At 47.7% G+C, this 17,958-nt stretch carries 17 protein-coding genes; 4 read left to right on the forward strand and 13 right to left on the reverse strand.

Going from position 1 to position 17,958, the window contains the following annotated elements; all coding sequences use genetic code 11:
- Window positions 1–2: 2 nt before the first annotated feature.
- Both AC3G3F_RS07735 and AC3G3F_RS07740 read right to left on the reverse strand, forming a co-directional pair.
- Complete coding sequence (locus tag AC3G3F_RS07735; RefSeq protein WP_488394829.1) at window positions 3–458, reverse strand: hypothetical protein; 456 nt, start codon at window positions 456–458, stop codon at window positions 3–5.
- 9 nt (window positions 459–467) lie between these two features.
- Window positions 468–1,579 (reverse strand): IS3 family transposase gene (locus AC3G3F_RS07740; RefSeq protein ID WP_488394750.1). Its coding sequence is split into 2 segments (ribosomal slippage): window positions 468–1,318 and window positions 1,318–1,579, totalling 1,113 coding nucleotides; the frame shifts between segments, so codons are not numbered across the junction.
- Between AC3G3F_RS07740 and AC3G3F_RS07745 the strand changes: the two genes are divergently transcribed.
- Window positions 1,553–1,900, forward strand: a complete 348-nt coding sequence (locus AC3G3F_RS07745) for a hypothetical protein (protein WP_053528732.1) — start codon at window positions 1,553–1,555, stop codon at window positions 1,898–1,900. The genes AC3G3F_RS07740 and AC3G3F_RS07745 overlap by 27 nt on opposite strands.
- A 116-nt stretch (window positions 1,901–2,016) precedes the next feature.
- Here AC3G3F_RS07745 and AC3G3F_RS07750 read toward each other — a convergent pair whose 3' ends face one another.
- The 5 genes from AC3G3F_RS07750 to ripC form a co-directional block, all read right to left on the reverse strand.
- On the reverse strand, window positions 2,017–3,159 hold the full coding sequence (locus AC3G3F_RS07750) for a Fic family protein (protein WP_053508164.1): 1,143 nt from the start codon (window positions 3,157–3,159) through the stop codon (window positions 2,017–2,019).
- Window positions 3,160–3,732: 573 nt separating this feature from the next.
- Window positions 3,733–4,113 carry a VOC family protein gene (locus AC3G3F_RS07755; protein WP_024149592.1) on the reverse strand — a complete coding sequence of 127 codons (381 nt, stop codon included), beginning with the start codon at window positions 4,111–4,113 and terminating at the stop codon, window positions 3,733–3,735.
- A gap of 64 nt (window positions 4,114–4,177) precedes the next feature.
- Entirely contained in the window at window positions 4,178–5,503 is a 1,326-nt protein-coding gene (gene ripA, locus AC3G3F_RS07760; protein WP_077958016.1) for an itaconate CoA-transferase RipA/Ict, read from the reverse strand.
- A gap of 24 nt (window positions 5,504–5,527) precedes the next feature.
- Window positions 5,528–6,055, reverse strand: a complete 528-nt coding sequence (gene ripB / locus AC3G3F_RS07765; RefSeq protein WP_023247092.1) for a (R)-specific enoyl-CoA hydratase RipB/Ich — start codon at window positions 6,053–6,055, stop codon at window positions 5,528–5,530.
- A 23-nt stretch (window positions 6,056–6,078) separates the two neighbouring features.
- Window positions 6,079–6,921, reverse strand: coding sequence for an itaconate degradation C-C-lyase RipC (ripC, locus tag AC3G3F_RS07770; protein WP_023247091.1), 843 nt, complete (start codon window positions 6,919–6,921; stop codon window positions 6,079–6,081).
- A gap of 91 nt (window positions 6,922–7,012) precedes the next feature.
- Between ripC and ripR the strand changes: the two genes are divergently transcribed.
- The gene (gene ripR, locus AC3G3F_RS07775) at window positions 7,013–7,891 is read left to right on the forward strand and encodes an itaconate degradation transcriptional regulator RipR (protein WP_023247090.1); all 879 of its coding nucleotides are present in this window, start codon (window positions 7,013–7,015) and stop codon (window positions 7,889–7,891) included.
- A 47-nt stretch (window positions 7,892–7,938) separates the two neighbouring features.
- Here ripR and AC3G3F_RS07780 read toward each other — a convergent pair whose 3' ends face one another.
- Entirely contained in the window at window positions 7,939–9,678 is a 1,740-nt protein-coding gene (locus tag AC3G3F_RS07780) for an arylsulfatase (protein WP_488394754.1), read from the reverse strand.
- 68 nt (window positions 9,679–9,746) lie between these two features.
- A complete protein-coding gene (locus AC3G3F_RS07785; RefSeq protein WP_079813150.1) occupies window positions 9,747–10,931 on the reverse strand; it encodes an anaerobic sulfatase maturase in 1,185 nt (394 codons plus the stop codon).
- 511 nt (window positions 10,932–11,442) lie between these two features.
- On the opposite strand from AC3G3F_RS07785, the gene AC3G3F_RS07790 reads away from it, so the two are divergent.
- Window positions 11,443–12,126: a helix-turn-helix transcriptional regulator gene (locus tag AC3G3F_RS07790; protein ID WP_023247087.1), complete on the forward strand. Its 684-nt coding sequence runs from the start codon at window positions 11,443–11,445 to the stop codon at window positions 12,124–12,126.
- A gap of 105 nt (window positions 12,127–12,231) precedes the next feature.
- Here AC3G3F_RS07790 and AC3G3F_RS07795 read toward each other — a convergent pair whose 3' ends face one another.
- From AC3G3F_RS07795 to AC3G3F_RS07810, 4 genes are all read right to left on the reverse strand, one after another.
- Entirely contained in the window at window positions 12,232–12,789 is a 558-nt protein-coding gene (locus AC3G3F_RS07795) for a DUF3156 family protein (RefSeq protein ID WP_023247086.1), read from the reverse strand.
- Window positions 12,767–14,266: an APC family permease gene (locus tag AC3G3F_RS07800; RefSeq protein ID WP_053528736.1), complete on the reverse strand. Its 1,500-nt coding sequence runs from the start codon at window positions 14,264–14,266 to the stop codon at window positions 12,767–12,769. Before AC3G3F_RS07800 ends, AC3G3F_RS07795 begins: the two co-directional genes overlap by 23 nt.
- Window positions 14,267–14,474: 208 nt before the next feature.
- Entirely contained in the window at window positions 14,475–14,849 is a 375-nt protein-coding gene (locus tag AC3G3F_RS07805) for a cupin domain-containing protein (protein WP_023247084.1), read from the reverse strand.
- A 14-nt stretch (window positions 14,850–14,863) separates the two neighbouring features.
- Window positions 14,864–16,165, reverse strand: a complete 1,302-nt coding sequence (locus AC3G3F_RS07810) for an NAD(P)/FAD-dependent oxidoreductase (protein WP_070804367.1) — start codon at window positions 16,163–16,165, stop codon at window positions 14,864–14,866.
- 161 nt (window positions 16,166–16,326) lie between these two features.
- Between AC3G3F_RS07810 and AC3G3F_RS07815 the strand changes: the two genes are divergently transcribed.
- The gene (locus AC3G3F_RS07815; RefSeq protein ID WP_079796059.1) at window positions 16,327–17,811 is read left to right on the forward strand and encodes an aldehyde dehydrogenase family protein; all 1,485 of its coding nucleotides are present in this window, start codon (window positions 16,327–16,329) and stop codon (window positions 17,809–17,811) included.
- The last annotated feature ends 147 nt before the right edge of the window (window positions 17,812–17,958 follow it).

Consider the following 17,958-nt stretch of genomic DNA (forward strand, 5'->3'; position numbering starts at 1 on the left):
ACTCATACAGTCACCCCATCGATAAATTTCACGCCGTCGGCGGTACGCAACCAGCGCGGGGCCGTGATTTCATCAGAAAAATAGTGGATCAGGTCAAACAGCAGGCAACCAAGGTAATCCCGGGTTTCCGGTAATAGCCCCTGTCCCGTCAGAACCTGCGTCAGGGCAAGGCAGTAGTGGCAAAGTTCGGTACATTCGGGATCGAAACGCGGTGAGCGGGTGGGGAGCGTATCAACGGTCAGGCTGTCCATCATGTGCTCCGGGATCGGATCGAGCAGCGAGGGCTGGAGCAGTCGTAAACAGGCATTAAGCCTGCCGCAAAGCGCCATTTTCAGCGTGGGATCGTCGTGTTCGATCAGGATTTCGGCAAACTGTTTGCAGTACTCTGCCAGTACGGTGAAATCCGTGGCGGCATTGAAGGGAACGGAGAGTAGCGGGTGTGTCTGGGTGGTGTAAATAGACCCGTTTTAGTTCCATGCATTTTTTGAGATCCCGGCCAGATAATGGTGTTGTCGGTATTCCTCCGGCGTCATATTGTTCAGCGATTCATGCGGGCGTTCACAGTTATATTCTGATAACCATTTCTCTGTGATTTCCCGCACTTCATTCAGTGTTCTGAACAGATAAAAATCGAGTATTTCTGTACGGTATGTCCGGTTAAAACGCTCAATGAAAGCGTTCTGCGTTGGCTTACCCGGCCGGATAAACTCCACTTTTACTGCATGTTTCTCTGCCCATTCAGCCAGTGCCAGCGAGATAAATTCCGGTCCATTATCCATGCGAAGCATGGCCGGATAGCCGCGGTTTGCCGCGTTCTTGTCGAGCACCCGGACCACTCGTGGGGCTGGCAGATTCAGATCGATTTCAATCGACAACGCCTCACGGTTAAAGTCATCAACAACATTGAACGTGCGAAAACGACGGCCACAGACCAAAGCATCATTCATAAAATCGACAGACCAGCTCTGGTTCAGCACTTCCGGTATGGCCAGTGGCGAGGGATTACGCACCGGCAGCCGTTGTTTACCCTTACGGCGAAAATTCAGCTTCAGCAGACAGTAAATACGGTGGATCCTTTTGTCATTCCACTGGTATCCCTGCCGCCGCAGAACCTGGAAAAGCTTCGGAAAACCGTATCGCGGGTATCGTTCAGCCGCTGCCTGCAATGCGGCAATAACGGGTTCGTCACGCGTAGAATCCGGGCGGTAATGGTAAACCGTTCTGCTCAGGTTCAGACTCCGGCAGACCTGACGGATACTGAGTCCGAATGTCGTTATCAGATGAGTGACCAGCTCACGCTTAGAGGCTGGTTTTAAAGCTTTTTTTCGATAACGTCTTTCAGCGCCCGACATTCCAGGCTGAGGTCGGCAAACATCTGTTTGAGACGTCTGTTCTCGTCCTCAGGCTCTTTTATCTTTTTAATATCAGAGGCCTCCATACCGCCATATTTAGACTTCCAGTTGTAATAGGTGGCTTCAGAGATACCGACCTCCCGGCAGACATCTTTAACCGTTCGTCCGGCTTCGACCGACTTAATCACGGCGATGATCTGATGCTCAGTAAAACGGGCTTTACGCATAGCGAGCTCCTTTGTTGGCAGATTGATTATGCCGGAGGATCTCTAAATGTGAATGGCACGATTATGCGGGATACTTACAAAGATGTCGTTAATGCTTCCGATGGATGCACCACAGAGGAAAGATTAGTAACATTTACTAAGCTTATTATTGATGACCGTATATATCCTCAAAGATTTATTTCATTTATTTTTCCAATTTTCAGTTCATTTGCACAGGGCCATTTCCTTGATATTAATTATATGAACACACTAATAAATGACGTTGAAAAAACAGAACCAGTCGGGGTCATCCCAACTATGGCAAATGAAGTCTCTAATTGAATTTAAATTTTCCAAGCAAATAAAATAAGAGATATAGCAGCTATATTAATAGCTGCTATGTTTCGTCAAAAACGACCATAAAAAAGAGTAAATAATACACTAATATATTCTTGATATCACAAATCTGGAATAAACCCTTCTTCCCGCAGAACCTTAATCACCCCTCGTATCAGATACGAGTTAGAAAACTTCGCTGTATAGGTACGCGCCCCCTCCTCTACTGGTTGAAGCAATCCCCTATCAATCAGCTTACCAAGCTGATAAGTCACCTGCGTCGGTTTCAGATCGGGCAAAACAGTGCGTAGATCGCCCGCTTTTATCGTCCCCAGTTCGACGGCACGTTTCAGAACCTTCGATTCCAGCGGGTTTGTCAGTCCTCTCTCCGACGAAAAATCGATAGCCGGATACAGGATTTTTTCACTCAGAAAAGCATGGCTTGTCAGTTGATCAACTTTCTTCAGCTCAGAGGAGATCCCCGAAAGCACATATAAACACCATTCTTCCAGCCCCTGCTCTGTTCCCTTATCGGCTAACGAAAGCATGGCGTAATAGCGTTCACGATCATTACAGAATACCGCTGTCGGATTGAGAACCCGACCACCCGCCTGAACGTTAAAACCATATTTGATAAGCAACGCATAGGTCAGCAGTCTGACTGTTCTGCCATTACCGTTGCCAAAGGGGTGTATCCAGCCAAAGCGGTGATGCACCAGCGCAATCTTCATCAGATCGTACTTTGGCTTATCGGCACGGTTAATGAAGGCTGTCAGTTCTGACATATAATCAGCAACGCGGATGTGATCCGGCGGCAAATGCTCAGACTGAGCAATGCTAACGTTATGTTGCCGATATGCGCCGGGCGTTCTGTCTCCTTCCTGTTGCAACCCGACTACTGCCAGACTATGCAACTCGCGGATAAAATATTCCGTTATCTCATCTCCGTTGCTCAGGTATTCATCGATGTACTCCATCGCAGCTTCAATATTGTTGATTTCTTTGAGCTGATCCGTCGAACTCTGTGTTCCTTCAACCTTACTTTCAACATAATCAGCAAGCGTGGTGTGGTTTCCCTCAATCCTTGCAGAGCCAAGACTCTCCAGCATGTGGAAAACTGCCTTCAACTGCGCAAACAGGATTGGATGAACATCGGTTTCCAGCCGCAGGTGCCGGAGTAACTCCAGCTCCGTCAGCGCATCGACCAAAGGGGAGTCAAAACTGGGGTTCAGAAGCGACAGCTCAAAATGCTTAAATTGGGCCATGATGTTTAGTTATCTCAACTGGTGCATGACAGCATCTCAAAAGTATAGCAAAAATACTAATAGAATCTATACATTAGAAGATATGTCGTTTCTGATTATCTCAAAAACGGTTGTTCCAACATATCAAATGTAGGTTTGGAAGATGTTCAATGCGAAGGGGTGTGGGACTTTGATTGCATAATGTAAGATGGGTTGTTTAGCGCTGCTGTGTGGAGTTCCATCCGCTATATGTGGATCTAACCCCACACATAGCAAAGCCCCCACTCACAAAACAACGATTTTTCGTGATAACCCTCACAAAACCAAAGCGATTTTTTATGGGGGCCTTCGTGGGGGCGTTATTTGAGAGAAATACCAACAAAACCAATAATAAACAACACGTTAATCGTGGATATGATTCCGAGTCCGGGCACCACCTTTCCTTTTTTATACTTCCTTATGAATTCCTCGATGTCTTCAAGTCAATAAGTTTGAACATAGACTCTTTCCAGAAATTATTGCCATATGATCTCCATCAGGCCAATATAAACGGATGCGTGATCATAATAAAGGCAGTAATAGTAAGTTTTAACATTAAACATACTGCGAAATTTCAATTAAGTTTCCATCAGGGTCCCTGATGTAGATAGACATTATCTCGCCTGTGGCTCCAGTTCTCTCAACCGGGCCTTCAACAATGGGAATGCCTGCCTGTAAGATCTCAGACACAACATTATTTATCGGTGTCGATGTAATAAAACATAAATCGGCAGATCCCGGCGTTGGTCTACTCGCTTTTGGTTCGAACTCCATTTCTTGCTGATGGAGGTTAATTTTTTGCGCTCCAAATATTAACGCTTTTCTGTTTTGTTTAAATGTTACCGCAGAAAAACCAAGTACCTCTTCGTAGAATCTTATTGTGGTTGATATATCAGATACCGTTAATACAAGGTGATCAATTCTGTCAATTATCATTTGAATAGACTCATAATGTTTATATTTTGGGGATGCTACATTAAAAAATAGCATTAACCTACTTTTAAATCAGATGCATTTTTTTTGCATCTACTCTAAGTTGCTGCCGAAAATTGGGATGCGCCAATTCAATAATCCTGAGCGCACGCTCGGTTGAAGAGAGCCCCTTCAGGTTTACGGAGCCAAATTCAGTGACTATCCAGTGCGTATCCGTTCGTGGGGTTGTTACAGGCCCCTCAAGGCGGGGAACAATACGAGAAATCGTATCATTCGCGGCCGTTGAGCGTGTCGTAATAACGGAACGACCTCCTTTAGATGCATATGCGCCTCTGACAAAATCCAATTGCCCTCCTGAAGCGCTGTACTGGTGTCCAAGCAAATGTTCAGAGTTACAGGCGCCGGTAAGATCGATTTGTAAGGTAGCGTTAATGGAGACAACATTCTCATTTTGCGCAATGATCCCCGGATCGTTAACATAATCGACAGGCCGACTAAAAAAAGAGGGGTTGTCGTTGAGATAGTCATACATATCCTTTTGTCCCATAGCGAAAGTAAATACAGACATTCCCCGGTCGATATTTTTACGCTGGTTGGTAACGACGCCTTGTTGAATCAAACTTACCAACCCCGGATTCAGCGCCTCTGTATGGACCCCCAGATCATTATGTTCCTTGAGCGCATTACAGATGAGCTCTGGTAATGCGCCGACCCCCATCTGGAGACAAGCGCCATCTGGCACAAGAGAGGCGATAATCTGACTGATAGCAATATCTTCAGCTACGGCAGTACGTATTGGTAGTTCAATTAAAGGGACATGGTTTTCAACAATGGCGTCAATTTCTGAAATATGGATTGCAGCACCTTCTCCATGAACGCGCGGCATATATTGGTTAACTTCGACAATAAGTTTTTTAGCTGTCCTCGCAATCCGGGTGGAATAATCGTTTCCAGTTCCAAAATTAAAATAGCCATACTTATCCATAGGGGACACGGTGTGAATAAAAGTATCAATACCAATATCATCAGCCAGTAATCGCGTCGCCTGATGAAAATTTGAAGGAACATAGTTAACTATTTTTCGCCCGGAGCTCTCAATCCCCTGATGTATTAAAGCCCGTTCAATACCGGTAATAAACATACTGTAGAGATGAATATAGTCACTTAGCTCATAACGGAAAATAGTGTTCCCGGCAATGTTGGCTGTTTCATAACAGTAAACCCGCAGATCGTTGATTTCTCCCCTTTTCGCTCGCTTTGCCAGCGCATTCAGCAAAGCTGGAGGCTCTGCTGCAAACATTCCCATAGAGAGGTGACTGCCGGAGGTAATTAAAGTAACCGCTTCGTCAGGCGTCACACATTTTTCGGCATACGCTGCATTAACATTCATCATGACTCTAAACCTCAGGGCGATTTCTCAATAAGCGGCGTCTTCTTCAGGCGAACATCCACGGCAATAAACTAACATTGTTCGTTCGAAGCGCATGACCTCTACACCATCCTGGTTAATACCACATGTCCGAACGGTAACGATGCCTTGTCCCGGGCGACTATTTGACAGGCGTTTGCTGAGTACAGTGCTTTCAGCATAAAGTGTATCCCCTGCGAAAACCGGATGGACGGCTTGTACCTTATCCCAGCCAAGATTGGCCACCACTTTGGCGCTGACAGTACGCACGCTCATACCGGTTAAAAGCGCCAGAGTGAACGTTGAATCAACCAGTAACTTTTTCCATTCCGTTTTGCTGGCGTAAGCCGCATCGAAATGGACCGGCTGCACATTGAGAGTGAGCAGGGTAAACCACACATTATCGGCGTCCAGAACCGTCCGACCGGGACGATGTTCAAAAATATCACCGGGATAAAAATCCTCCCAGTAAAGACCCGAAATTTCTCGGTAGCGCCCCTCGCTAATGGTTTTATAAGCGGGTAATAACGTGTTCATAATCAATTCCTCTGTTAATAAAATCAGGAAAAGATCCCTGCCCGGGCGAGTAATCGCCGGGCCTGACGGGCAACGGCTGCATCTATCATCATGCCGCTAACGATCCCGACGCCTTTGGCATTCTCTGTCAGTACTGCACGAGCATGATTAATTTCTGCTGTTGTAGGAGTAAATGCGGTGTTGATTACGCTAATCTGAGCGGGGTGAATAGCCGATTTTGCAGAAAAACCAAAACTGAGCGCCTGCAGCGTTTCCTCTTTCAGACCTGAAAAATCGCCTATATCAAAGAAGGGAGCATCTATTGCAAGAAGCCCTTTCATAGCGCAGGCAGCCACTATTCTGGCCCGCGCCAGCGCAAGAGGCTCCCAGGCAGGTGTGGCGCCAATGTCAGCCGCCATATCTGCGGCGCCAAACATCAACCCGTAGAGTCTGGGGGTGGCGTCCGCAATAGACTCTACGGCATTAAGCCCGGCAACTGACTCAATAATGCCAATAAGGCGAGTATCAGAACCGGCCATCATGATAAGACTATCCACGATTTGCAGGTGCGCGGCTGACTCTGTTTTCGGAAGAATAATGTAATCAGGAAAAAAACGGCATTCCAGTAACATATGCAGGTCTTCAATGCCAGCATGAGTATTCATTCCATTAATTCTTAATGCTATTTTTAGCGATGAGTTTGGTCGGGATGAAAGGAACTGCATCGCAATTTTCCGGGCCTGCGCCTTGTCATTCGGGGTGACGGAATCTTCAAGATCGATAATAGAAATGTCCGCCCCACTTTCAACTGCTTTTATGAAACGTTCGGGTCGAATTGCTGGAGTAAAAAGCCAGCTACGTGTCGGAGTATGAGAAATATCGGACATATTGCACCTCCTGTTAACCTCACTATGCGCTCGCCGGTTTCATTCTTCCAATATATGATGGTGCCATTCTTAATTGCTTTTGGAGATGAGGATGGAACTGCGCCATATTCGCTATTTTCTCGCCGTCGCTGAAGAGCGGCATTTCACGCGGGCTGCGACAAAATTAGGCATAGGTCAGCCGCCGCTAAGCCAACAGATTAAGGATCTGGAAAGAGAGCTGGGAGCGCAGCTATTCCGAAGAGTGCCTCATGGCGCGGAATTAACTGAGGCTGGAAAAGCATTTTATGATGTTGTTAAAGGGATGCCTGCTACCGCGACAAGAGCCGCGCTGGCGGCGCAGCGTGTTGCCAGGGGGGAGTCGGGCGTGTTAAGGGTGGGTTTTACTGCCTCTGCGGCATTTAACAGTGTGGTCCCCGGCGCAATCCGTACTTTCAAGCGGGCTTATCCTGACGTTCGTTTACAGCTTGAGGAAGGAAATACAACCCAACTGGCTGATGAATTGAATGAAGGATCGCTGGATGTTGCCTTTCTGAGACCCGGTTTTACAGGCAATGAACGGTTCCAGCTCAGGTTACTGTCTGAAGAGCCGATGGTTATTGTGCTGGCAGAAACGCATCCAGCAGCGGCGTGTAAACAGATTGCACTCTCGACTCTCAAAGATGAGTTTTTTTTACTCTTCCCACGTGAAATCGGCCTGTCGCTTTATGACGCAGTGATCGAGGCCTGCGGTAAGGCGGGCTTTGAACCGAAAATTGGTCAACTCGTGCCGCAAATTTCGTCAGTCATTAACCTTGTGTCGGCAGAGATGGGCGTGTCGATGGTTCCAGATTCAATGAGACAGGTTAAGGTCAAGGGAGTAGTATACCGCCCCGTTGCAGACCAGATGCCCGTCGCAAAGCTGGCTCTGGCATACCGGCGCGGCGATACATCGCCAACGCTGAGAAACTTCATCCTGAAAGTCACTGGCTGAATGCAGTTACGTGAGCGTTGAATAATCATTTGAAACGTAACCAATAATTAGTGACCCGATTTTGTGTTTAAAGGAATCACTAACGGAGCAGGAACTGGCTGCAATGTCTGTGGATCGACGGCCAGATAGCGCCCAGTTTTACTGTCGATACCCACATAATCGATAAGCTTGCCTTTGGCATAAAGCACCATTGTCTGTTTTGCAAATGCCTCATATGCACTACTCAGTATTTTCACTTTATCCGGATAATCTGCTGCGAGATTATGTGTTTCCAGGGGGTCACGTTGCAGGTTGAATAATTCCCATGGCGCATTACCAGCCTGTGGGAATAATGTGACAAGACGACGCAATTTCCATTTTCCATCTATCCAGGCCGCCTGATTATGGAGTTCAACGCCATATTGCGTGCGAGGCGCGTGCAGGCTTTCACCGGTCAGATAGCGTTTAAAACTCACGCCGATCATTGGCAGTGTCGGTCTTTCAGATAATGATTTACTGACATCAATACCTGCAAATTCATATAGCGTGGGCGCGACATCATACGCCGCCATCGTAGTGTGATCTATGGCGCCATTATGTATGATACCAGGACCGGAAATCATAAAACTGGTATTAATCCCCCCCTGGCCGCTGGTCGTTTTGTGATAGCGACCATAAGGTGCATTGCTGACATCAGCCCAGTGGGGGCCATAAGAGATAAATGAATTTTTACGACCAATATTTTCGTAACGATTATCAAATTGCTTCCAAAAATCTGGTTCAGATTCATAGTGAAAGCCCTCCGCCGGATTAACACCATTATCACTTAAGAAGACCAGAATCGTGTTTTTATCGCGCCCGGTCTTTTTTAACGTCTCAATAACGGTGCCGATCTGTGCATCCATATTGGCGATCATAGCAGCGTAAACCTGCATCACCTTTGCCGTGTATTTCTGCTGTTCCGGGGTCATCGCCTGCCATTCTTTATCAAGTTCCAGTCCTGGCAGAGGTATGTCATCACGCAGAAAACCCAGTTTCTTCAGACGAGCAATACGCTGACGATAGACGGCTGCATAGCCCTGTTCATACTGACTTTTAAAACGGCTAATCCATTCATCCGGCGCCTGCAGGGGATCATGTGGCGCAGTAAAGGCCAACCACGCAAAGATGGGTTGTTCCCGTGGCGTCTCACTGATCCAGCGATTCAACTGGCTGGCATAGGCTTCGCTGGAGTAAAAATGGGAGGGCAGTGAAATGCGCTGGTTGTCACGGGTGTAATAGGTATGAAATATCTCAACGGTTCCCAGCGGCACAGCATCATCAAAGTGACTGGCGCCTCCCCCCATCAAGGCGAAAGAATGACGAAAGCCCCGATCTTTTGGCGTCGAGCCTGGCGTAAAACCAAGATGCCATTTACCCGCCATCAGCGTATTGTAACCAGCATCTTTAAAGCGTTCAGCCATGGTAGTCACCCGATCAGTCAGGCGCAATTCATAGCCTTCCTTACCTATGGTATTTTCATACCACCACATACCGCCTATACCAGCTTGCTGACTGGTGTTCCCGGTTAATAGCATCGCACGGGCGGGAGCAGACATGGGAGACGTGTAATATTGACTCATCCGCACGCCGTTCTCAGCCATCGCCTGCAAATTAGGCGTTGGGATTTCCCCACCGAAGGGACTGATGTCAGAATATCCCATATCATCAGCGATAATCACGATAATATCAGGACGTTCGTTTTGTGTACTGTGCGCCGTACCGGAGAAGATAATGCTGAGTGTGGCAAGTGTTGCTTGTTTTTTCACGGCTTATTCTCCATTTCAGACTACGGATGTTGTACAAGAGCGGCGGGCAAATGCGGCAAGAAGGGCTATCAGCCCGAAAACCTGTTCACAACGTCAGCACGCCAGGCCTTCAGGCCATTCAGATCCCGGGGCCAGGCACGAAGCGGAGCCAGAATCTCCGTGAAAAAAGAGTAATAGCCGCTACAAAGTCGGTTGTAGCCGGCACTGTTGATATGTGCGGGGCAGCCTCCCTGGCAGACTATTTTCACAGAACACCGTTGACACTCCCGGCGCTGGCTTTTCTTAATACCAAAGGGAAGCCGGATTGCGGCATCTACTGCTGGAGCTAACGTATTATTAGCAAGCTGTCCCAGGTAATGCTGGCTATTAATCAGATGATCGCAGGCATAGAGTTTGCCATCCGGTTCCATGACCAGATTCGTACCGCAGCGGGCGGAGTGGACACAAGTGGCGCTGATATGCGTAAAATATTGTGCCCATGCCTGTTCAAGATTGATCACAAAGACCCGCCCCATATCGCCGCGTTTGCGCCATTGACGCCAGATATCGATCATGAAACGCCCCCAGTTATCCGCACTCAATTGGTAACTTTGCTGTAGGGCGTTGCCTTCGTTCATCAGTGGCTGAAATTGCAGATAACGAGCGCCAAGGCTAACAACATGATCGTAGATGGCTGCCGCATGGCGAGCCATGTCATCATGCACGACAATCAGTAAGTTAAAATCGACTCGATAGTGTTGTAACAATGCGATTCCCCGTAGCGCAGCCGGATAGCTGGCCTCGCCACGTTTGCCCGGACGATGGTGATTTTGCAAGTCTTCACTGCCCTCAAGACTGATGCCAATAGTAAAATTATTGTCGCGAAACAGACGGCACCAGGCATCGTTTAACAACGTCGCATTCGTTTGCAGACTATTACTGATCGTCACGCCATCAGGCGCATATCGTTGTTGAAGCGCTATTACCTTTTTATAAAAACCGATTCCGGCTAAAAGCGGTTCACCGCCTTGCCAGACAAAATTAATTTCACGCGCACTGGCAGGTTGCGCCGCAATATAGCGACAAATAAAAACCTCCAGCGTTGATTCATTCATTTTTTCTACGGGCGTTTCGCCCTGTGGGTAATAACAATAGCGGCAGGCCAGATTACACGCAGGGCCTATGGGTTTCGCCAGAATATGAAAGGGTACCAGCGCCCGGTTTTCAGTCATTACGGGGATTTGCTGTTGCCGTAATGTGTTAAGATTCAACATTATTCTGTCCTGTAATTATCATTTCTGATGCAGAGACATCACTAACATTTCGCAATAACGTCCGTCTGGTGCTGCGGGCAGAATGCCGTGAGCAAGCTGTATCTATTGACACGCCGGTTTTCTGCATAGCGCATGACACTATTGAAACGTTATTTAGCAAATCATATCTGAGCCAGAAATTAAGTCTCTGTTAACCTGCGCTGTTTCAGAAAATCATAGAACAGTCGTCTCAAAAGGATATCGTCCTGAAGGACGAGAACCGACGGCATTTTCAGGATATGAGTTCAACCACGACAGAAAAGCATTATATTAATAATTTTTAGATGTTTTTTAAAAAACAAGATGATATTTAGATTATAAATCATATATTTCAAATGGTTATGAAAAATATCGCAACACGCGTCACATTATTAACATATGAATGATTGTGTTAAATGAATGTAAATTGTATGTTTCAACAACCACTGTCTTACTGCGTCCCGGCGCGCTCATCCGGATGGAAGGAGATAACATGTCAGCCTTATCAAATACTGGCCATAATGACGGGATCACTCTCCATTGCTTACAGAGCATTGCGCAACTCATTCCTCTGTCGTCGGCAGTTTTTTATCGTGTTAATGATTATTTAAAACCGGAAGGTTATGTTTTACATAACATTTCTAATGACACACACCAACAATATCTGGAGCATTTTCAACCATTAGACCCGCTATCGCCCTCCCGGTTCGGCCAACGGGTTATTACAGTAGCGACGATGACGCCCGGTATCTGTGCCCGTCATCGCCATTATTATCATGAATTTATGCTACCTAATCATGTTTGCGACATGATTGAGATCTTTATTCGTCGGGGCCATCGTATTATCGCGGGCATTTCATTAATGCGCGATATTCCTTTTTCCAGCGAAGAGCGTTTGCGAGCACAGGCAGTACAACCCTTACTGGGCCTGGCGATTCATGATTCTCTTCAGGGAGACAACGATCTGGCGTCAATATTGACCGCAAAAGAGCGTGAAATTGTGGGTATGGTCTGCGAAGGCGCCAGCAACAAATTGATTGCCCGTCAGTTGAATATCTCTCTCTCAACAGTGAAAACGCATTTACGCAATATTTTTGCTAAAACAGAAGTGATAAATCGCACGGAACTGGTTTCCCGAACCAGAATGCCCTCGGTACAACACTCACTGAATATGTGAACGCTTTCTCTTTTATCCCGCGTCAATGGCGGGACGTTTCCCCGCGTGTCATATATGCCTGAATTAATAGCACTCTCTGAGCTGGCACTTCAATAAAATGTCATATTATCTGGCGTCGGTATCCTGTTGCAGCCATTGATTCATGACCTGATTGATCATATTTATCACACTCAGCAGAAGAACACGCTGGTGCCGCTCAAGCCGCAGATAACGGCGCAGCGGCGGCATTTTACAAACCACTTCGCTAGCAGCCCATAGCTCAATGCTGCAATACCATTCCTTATGATGTAAAACCAGAGTAAACCGACGATAATCCAGTTCACTCAGAGCCTGTTGTAAATTGGGGAAACGATTAAGATAGTTAATCAGCCCGGCAGTACTTTTACTGCCAGTAAAAATGACTGGATAACGTTTCAGCCATCCGGGCTGATGAACGCGAATTTTACCCTGCAAAGGATAATTGATTGCGCCTTTCACCCTGAATTCACAACTATAAATACTGGCCATAAATAACCGTTTTTGCTGAACATGGCAGATAACCTGGGTAAATGCATTCAGATGCAGCACGGCGCTATGCTCGGTCAATTTTTCACAACGCCAGCCGCTCAAATCACGTAACACCATGTTCATTAATGTGCTCTTAAACCAGGGGACGGAGGACATCTGGCGTCATCTCTTCATTGTTTCGCTTTTCATAATTGCCCATCGCCCGTTCCACGACCTCTTCTACGGGAAGCGGGAGGAAAGGATTAACCCGTTGCACACATAATGTCCAGAATAAGGCATAGGCGGCAGTCAATCCAAGCATAATACCGAATGGTATAAGTACATCCCGACTGTTCATTCCTGGAGGTGCAATATTAATAATGGCGATAATAATACCCACGCTCGAAATAATCTGAGGTAAGGGGAACCAGGGGGCCCGGTAAGCGCGGGGCAGATCGGGACGCCGAATACGTAAGATAACGACCGATAACGTTACCAGCAGATAAGCTACCCCCCAGGCGCAGACCGCAGCGAGGATCAGCGGAACAATGTGGTCGATATCACCGTTCAGATACCAGGCGTGTAAACAGGGAATCGCAACACCGAAAGCGATGGCGATTACCGGTGTTTTAAAGCGAGGGTGCAGCCAGGTCAGAAACCGCGGCAAAGCGCCGTCCAGCGCCATGCCGTATATAATACGCGGTACTGCAGCCATCAGAGTATTAATCGTCGCACATCCCGCCAACAACAACCCCACGCCCAGCCAGTATTGCCCGACATGTCCCATGACACGATTAGCGAAGGCGGGAATAGCCATCGGCGTATCCAGTAAAAAGATATTGTTTGCCGCATCGACGACCACATTATTTACCTGACGATTAATCGCGGCGCCATAGAGGAACATACAACCTGCTACCGCTAAAAGGCCAAGCGCCATCGCTCTGGGAATCGTACGATGCGCTTTTTTAATTTCCGGCGCCATTGGCGTTACCAGTTCACAACCGACGAACATAAACATCGCCATGCCAATATAACCAAACAGACCAGAGAGATTACTGACATCAAGCGGTGCGCCAAACCACCCAGAATGATGAGTGACCGGGGATAACATGATCCCGCATAAACCGAAGATAGTCAGGGTAGTCCACATACCGAAAGTAAGAAATACTTCCACCTTGCCAAATACTTCAACACCAATGGCATTCAGTATTCCGAAAACCACTACCATGCCGACGCCAACCATCCAGGTATTGTGCTGCATGGCCACGTGTTCATTAACAGACTCAAAGTTCACCAACGCCATGACGCCAGCGAGAATCGTTTCTGCCGTTCCGGCAAAAATGTGTACGATCAGATAAGCGCAAAGCGCACCGGTGATAGCGAAAAAACGCCCCATCCCGCAGGAAATATAGTCGTAGACGGAACCAGTCGTGGGAATGAGCGTTGCCGCTTCGGCAAAGGTGGTAATTTGCGCTTGCATCATAATAAATGCCAGTAATACCGCAAGAGCAAAGGTATCTCCCCCTGAGCCAAAACCACTGGTCACGGTCAGGATCACCGGGCTTGCCATAATCAGCCCGACGGAGCTGGCAAGCGTCGTGGGGAAACCGATAACGCCACGTTCAAGATGGCTGGCAAGTCTGTTTTTAAACATGGTCAACCTCTTCACTATTATTACAACAATAAATTACCGCTCCGGAATAACGTTTATTTATGGCAGGCATCCCATCCAGCGGGTATCGTCCTGAAGAGGGATAACGGTAAATAAATTTGTGACGCCGTCCCCGCACGCGCTAATAGCAAATGGGGAGTGAGTTATTCTCCCCAGTAATGCCAACGCTACTGACGAACAATTAAAGGATTCAGTCCTGCTTGTGGCTTTCAACTTTTGCCAGATAATGTTTTACAAAACGGGGCGTCAAAACTTTCCACGCCACTTCGGTTCCCTGTTCAACAAACCAACTATCGCCCGGTGAAAAACGTATCGGTTCCTGACCCGCGACAGTGAGTTCCACTTCCCCTTCCAGCACGGTTGCGTGCTCAGTAAAGGGATAAATCATAGTGAAACCGCCGCGGGTCGATGAAAACAGTCCACAGGTAAATACATCCTCAGGTTTACCGTAAATCATTGCGACAGCGACCTGGGGATCGCCTTCTGTTGGTAACGCCCCCAACAGGCTGACACTCCCGACTGGCTGTAATTCAGGAACAGGTTGATTGAGTTTAAAAGCGTGCATTAATGTTCTCCTGGTTAATTCCGGCCTTTCCAGAAACCGGCTGTTTGATGTATCAGTTTTCCAGCACTGACCAGCAATAGACGTAGACTATCGCGACCATAAATTGTCGCGTGGGGAATGCTACTCATCAGACGATACCGCTCGGAACCGCCATTTATTCCTTCGGCCAGAATTTTGCATACAATATGGGAGGGCGTGACACCAAATCCGGAATATCCCTGAACATAAAAAACATTATTGTGCTCACGAAGCGTGCCAATCTGCGGAAACAGATTCGCGCTACAGGCCATCGGTCCGCCCCAGGCAAAATCGATTTTAACGTCTTTCAAATAAGGAAAGACCTCGGTCAACAGAGCGCGGTTCCAGGCAGCAAAATCGTGAGGGGTATATTCAAGAAACCTTGTGGCACTGCCAAACAGCAGGCGGTTTTCTTTTGTGAGACGGTAGTAATTTATAACCGGGCGGATATCGCTGAAAGCCCCGCGCAACGGACTGATCCGCTCAACAAGCTTACTGGAGAGAGGCTCTGTAGAGACCTGATAAGAATAAGTAACCAGCGTTTTCTTATAAATTTCTGGTTCCAGATTATTGAGGAAACTATCACAGGCCCACAGCAATTTGGCCGCTTTTACGCTGCCCATCGCAGTACGTACCCGCACAGTTTTACCGTAACTGACCTCAACCACTGGTGAATATTCGAATATCTTCACCCCCAACGAATTCGCAGCCTGAGCGGAGCCCAGCAATAAATTCAGCGAGTGGACATGCCCTCCCCCCATATGCTTGAGAACACCGCAATAGACGTCGGAACCGATAACCTGCTGCACGTCTTTACCGGTATAGAGTTCAATATCGTCTTCCGGCGTAGCGGCTTTGAATTCTTTTTCCCACTGTTGCAGCGTTTTTAACTGCCGCTGGTTGTAGGCCAGATAACCATATCCGGGGACAAAATCAGCATCAATATGGTATTTACGAATTCGCTCCCGAATAATGCCTGCGCCGAGGTTCGAGATTTTAAACAGCGTCTCCATTCCCGCTGCGCCTACATATTTTTTAACGGCTTCAATGTCGTGACCTATACCGGCCATTACCTGACCGCCGTTTCGCCCGGTGCCGCCATACCCAAGATGTCGGGCTTCCAGAACGACAACATTGGTGATCCCCTGCTCCGCCAGTTCCAGCGCGGTATTGATGCCTGAAAAGCCACCGCCAATGATCACCACATCGGCATCAATATCCTCTTGCAGAGCAGGAAAATGCAACGGGTATTTTTTCGTCGCGCCGTAGTAATTCAACGCATCGATTTTTGTATTCATCGCGTTACCTTGTCATCACGCTTGACTAAGACCGCTATCACAGCACGGTAACGTTTTACAAAATATCGTCCGGAAGAATGACGTTCTTTGGAACGATATTCATTTCCAGGCAAGTATGTTGGGATGGAAAAACGTACATTCCTGACCTACAGGCACTTCTGATGAGCGATGTGACATTACTTGCCGAAGTAACCACTTTTTTACGCCAACGACACGGGCAATTTATTGCAGGTGAACGTCAGGCCGGAAACGGCACGAACTTTTCGGTCACTAACCCAGCCACCGGCAAAATCATTGCCGACGTTGTGTCGGCAACTCCTGCGCAGGCAGAACAGGCCATGCAGAGCGCCAGACAGGCGTTTGATGTCTGGCGTAAAATGCCAACGTTACAACGCGGCGCATTACTGCTGAAACTGGCTGATACTCTTGCCGCTCATCGTGAAGAGTTAGCTCAACTGGAAAGCGTGTGTTCAGGTAAAACGATTATGCTGTCGCGCGGTCTTGAACTCGATCAGTCAGTGGCATTCCTGCGTTACTTTGCCGGTTGGGCAGGAAAAATAACCGGTGAAACGCTGGATGTCTCACTGCCATCAATAGGGGAAGAGAGATACACAGCGTTTACCCAACGTCAACCCATTGGCGTGGTCGTCGGTATCGTGCCGTGGAATTTCTCAATTATGATTGCTATCTGGAAGCTGGCCGCAGCGCTGGTATGTGGCTGCACCATCGTCATCAAACCAAGTGAATATACCCCGCTGACACTGTTGCGAGTCGCTGAACTGGCTAAAGAGGCGGGTCTCCCTGATGGCGTGATTAACGTGGTAAACGGTGTTGGCGGTGAGATAGCGCAACAGCTGATCGCGCATCCAGATTGCGCCAAAGTTAGTTTCACAGGGTCAGTGGCGACAGGTGAGAAAGTCCAGCGTTCGGCAATATCGTCAGGAAAACGCGTTACCCTCGAACTGGGAGGGAAAAATGCGGCGCTGTTTCTCAATGATCTCACGGCACAAGCCATGGTCAACGGTATTCTTGAAGCCGGTTATCTGAATCAAGGACAGATTTGTGCGGCCGCAGAGCGTTTTTATCTGCCCCAGGAAAAACTGGATACGGTTATGACGCTCCTCAGACAACGGTTATCGGAGATCGCGCCCGGCTCGCCTTTAGATGAAAAAACGGTGATGGGCCCGCTGGCGAATCAGATTCAGTTTGAAAAAGTGTTGCGTCTGATTCAACTCGCACGGGAAGAAGGGGATACTATTGTTTACGGCGGTGAAACTTTACCCGGCGAAGGGTACTTTTTACAGCCGACGGCGGTAAAAGTGCGTAGTAAAAACAGTACATTGATGCACGAAGAGACCTTTGGCCCTGTCTGTAGTTTTATCGGTTATCAGAATGAAAAAGAGGCGCTTTCGCATATCAACGCTTCGCCATTTGGTCTTGCAGCAAGTGTGTGGTCGGAAAATATTTGTAAGGCATTACGCTACGCTGAAGATATTGATGCTGGCATGGTGTGGGTAAATATGCATACCTTTCTCGATCCAGCGGTACCCTTTGGAGGGATGAAAGGATCGGGTATTGGCCGTGAATTTGGTAGCGCGTTTATTGATGACTATACCGAACTTAAATCGGTCATGGTCCGTTATTAACAATCATGAAAACGTTGTATGTCCTCGTAGCAATATTAAACGAATCGACGTTCTATTAGCGTCAATAGTGCGCTGAAAATGATGCAGGCAGATCGGCCATACCGAAAGGCGGACTGCCTGCCTGATTATCAGGTTCGCTCGCTGCGT

Source organism: Salmonella sp. FC25216 (assembly GCF_057751355.1).

What these genes read in the sequence shown, in the direction of transcription:
- ripR (WP_023247090.1), top strand. Translation starts at nt 7,013, where the DNA reads ATGGAACTGCGCCATATTCGCTATTTTCTCGCCGTCGCTGAAGAGCGG.
- AC3G3F_RS07745 (WP_053528732.1), top strand. Translation starts at nt 1,553, where the DNA reads ATGCTCAGTAAAACGGGCTTTACGCATAGCGAGCTCCTTTGTTGGCAG.
- AC3G3F_RS07795 (WP_023247086.1), bottom strand. Translation starts at nt 12,789, where the DNA reads ATGTCCTCCGTCCCCTGGTTTAAGAGCACATTAATGAACATGGTGTTA.
- ripA (WP_077958016.1), bottom strand. Translation starts at nt 5,503, where the DNA reads ATGATGAATGTTAATGCAGCGTATGCCGAAAAATGTGTGACGCCTGAC.
- ripC (WP_023247091.1), bottom strand. Translation starts at nt 6,921, where the DNA reads ATGTCCGATATTTCTCATACTCCGACACGTAGCTGGCTTTTTACTCCA.
- AC3G3F_RS07785 (WP_079813150.1), bottom strand. Translation starts at nt 10,931, where the DNA reads ATGTTGAATCTTAACACATTACGGCAACAGCAAATCCCCGTAATGACT.
- ripB (WP_023247092.1), bottom strand. Translation starts at nt 6,055, where the DNA reads ATGAACACGTTATTACCCGCTTATAAAACCATTAGCGAGGGGCGCTAC.
- AC3G3F_RS07790 (WP_023247087.1), top strand. Translation starts at nt 11,443, where the DNA reads ATGTCAGCCTTATCAAATACTGGCCATAATGACGGGATCACTCTCCAT.
- AC3G3F_RS07755 (WP_024149592.1), bottom strand. Translation starts at nt 4,113, where the DNA reads ATGATAATTGACAGAATTGATCACCTTGTATTAACGGTATCTGATATA.
- AC3G3F_RS07800 (WP_053528736.1), bottom strand. Translation starts at nt 14,266, where the DNA reads ATGTTTAAAAACAGACTTGCCAGCCATCTTGAACGTGGCGTTATCGGT.
- AC3G3F_RS07815 (WP_079796059.1), top strand. Translation starts at nt 16,327, where the DNA reads ATGAGCGATGTGACATTACTTGCCGAAGTAACCACTTTTTTACGCCAA.
- AC3G3F_RS07805 (WP_023247084.1), bottom strand. Translation starts at nt 14,849, where the DNA reads ATGCACGCTTTTAAACTCAATCAACCTGTTCCTGAATTACAGCCAGTC.
- AC3G3F_RS07810 (WP_070804367.1), bottom strand. Translation starts at nt 16,165, where the DNA reads ATGAATACAAAAATCGATGCGTTGAATTACTACGGCGCGACGAAAAAA.
- AC3G3F_RS07750 (WP_053508164.1), bottom strand. Translation starts at nt 3,159, where the DNA reads ATGGCCCAATTTAAGCATTTTGAGCTGTCGCTTCTGAACCCCAGTTTT.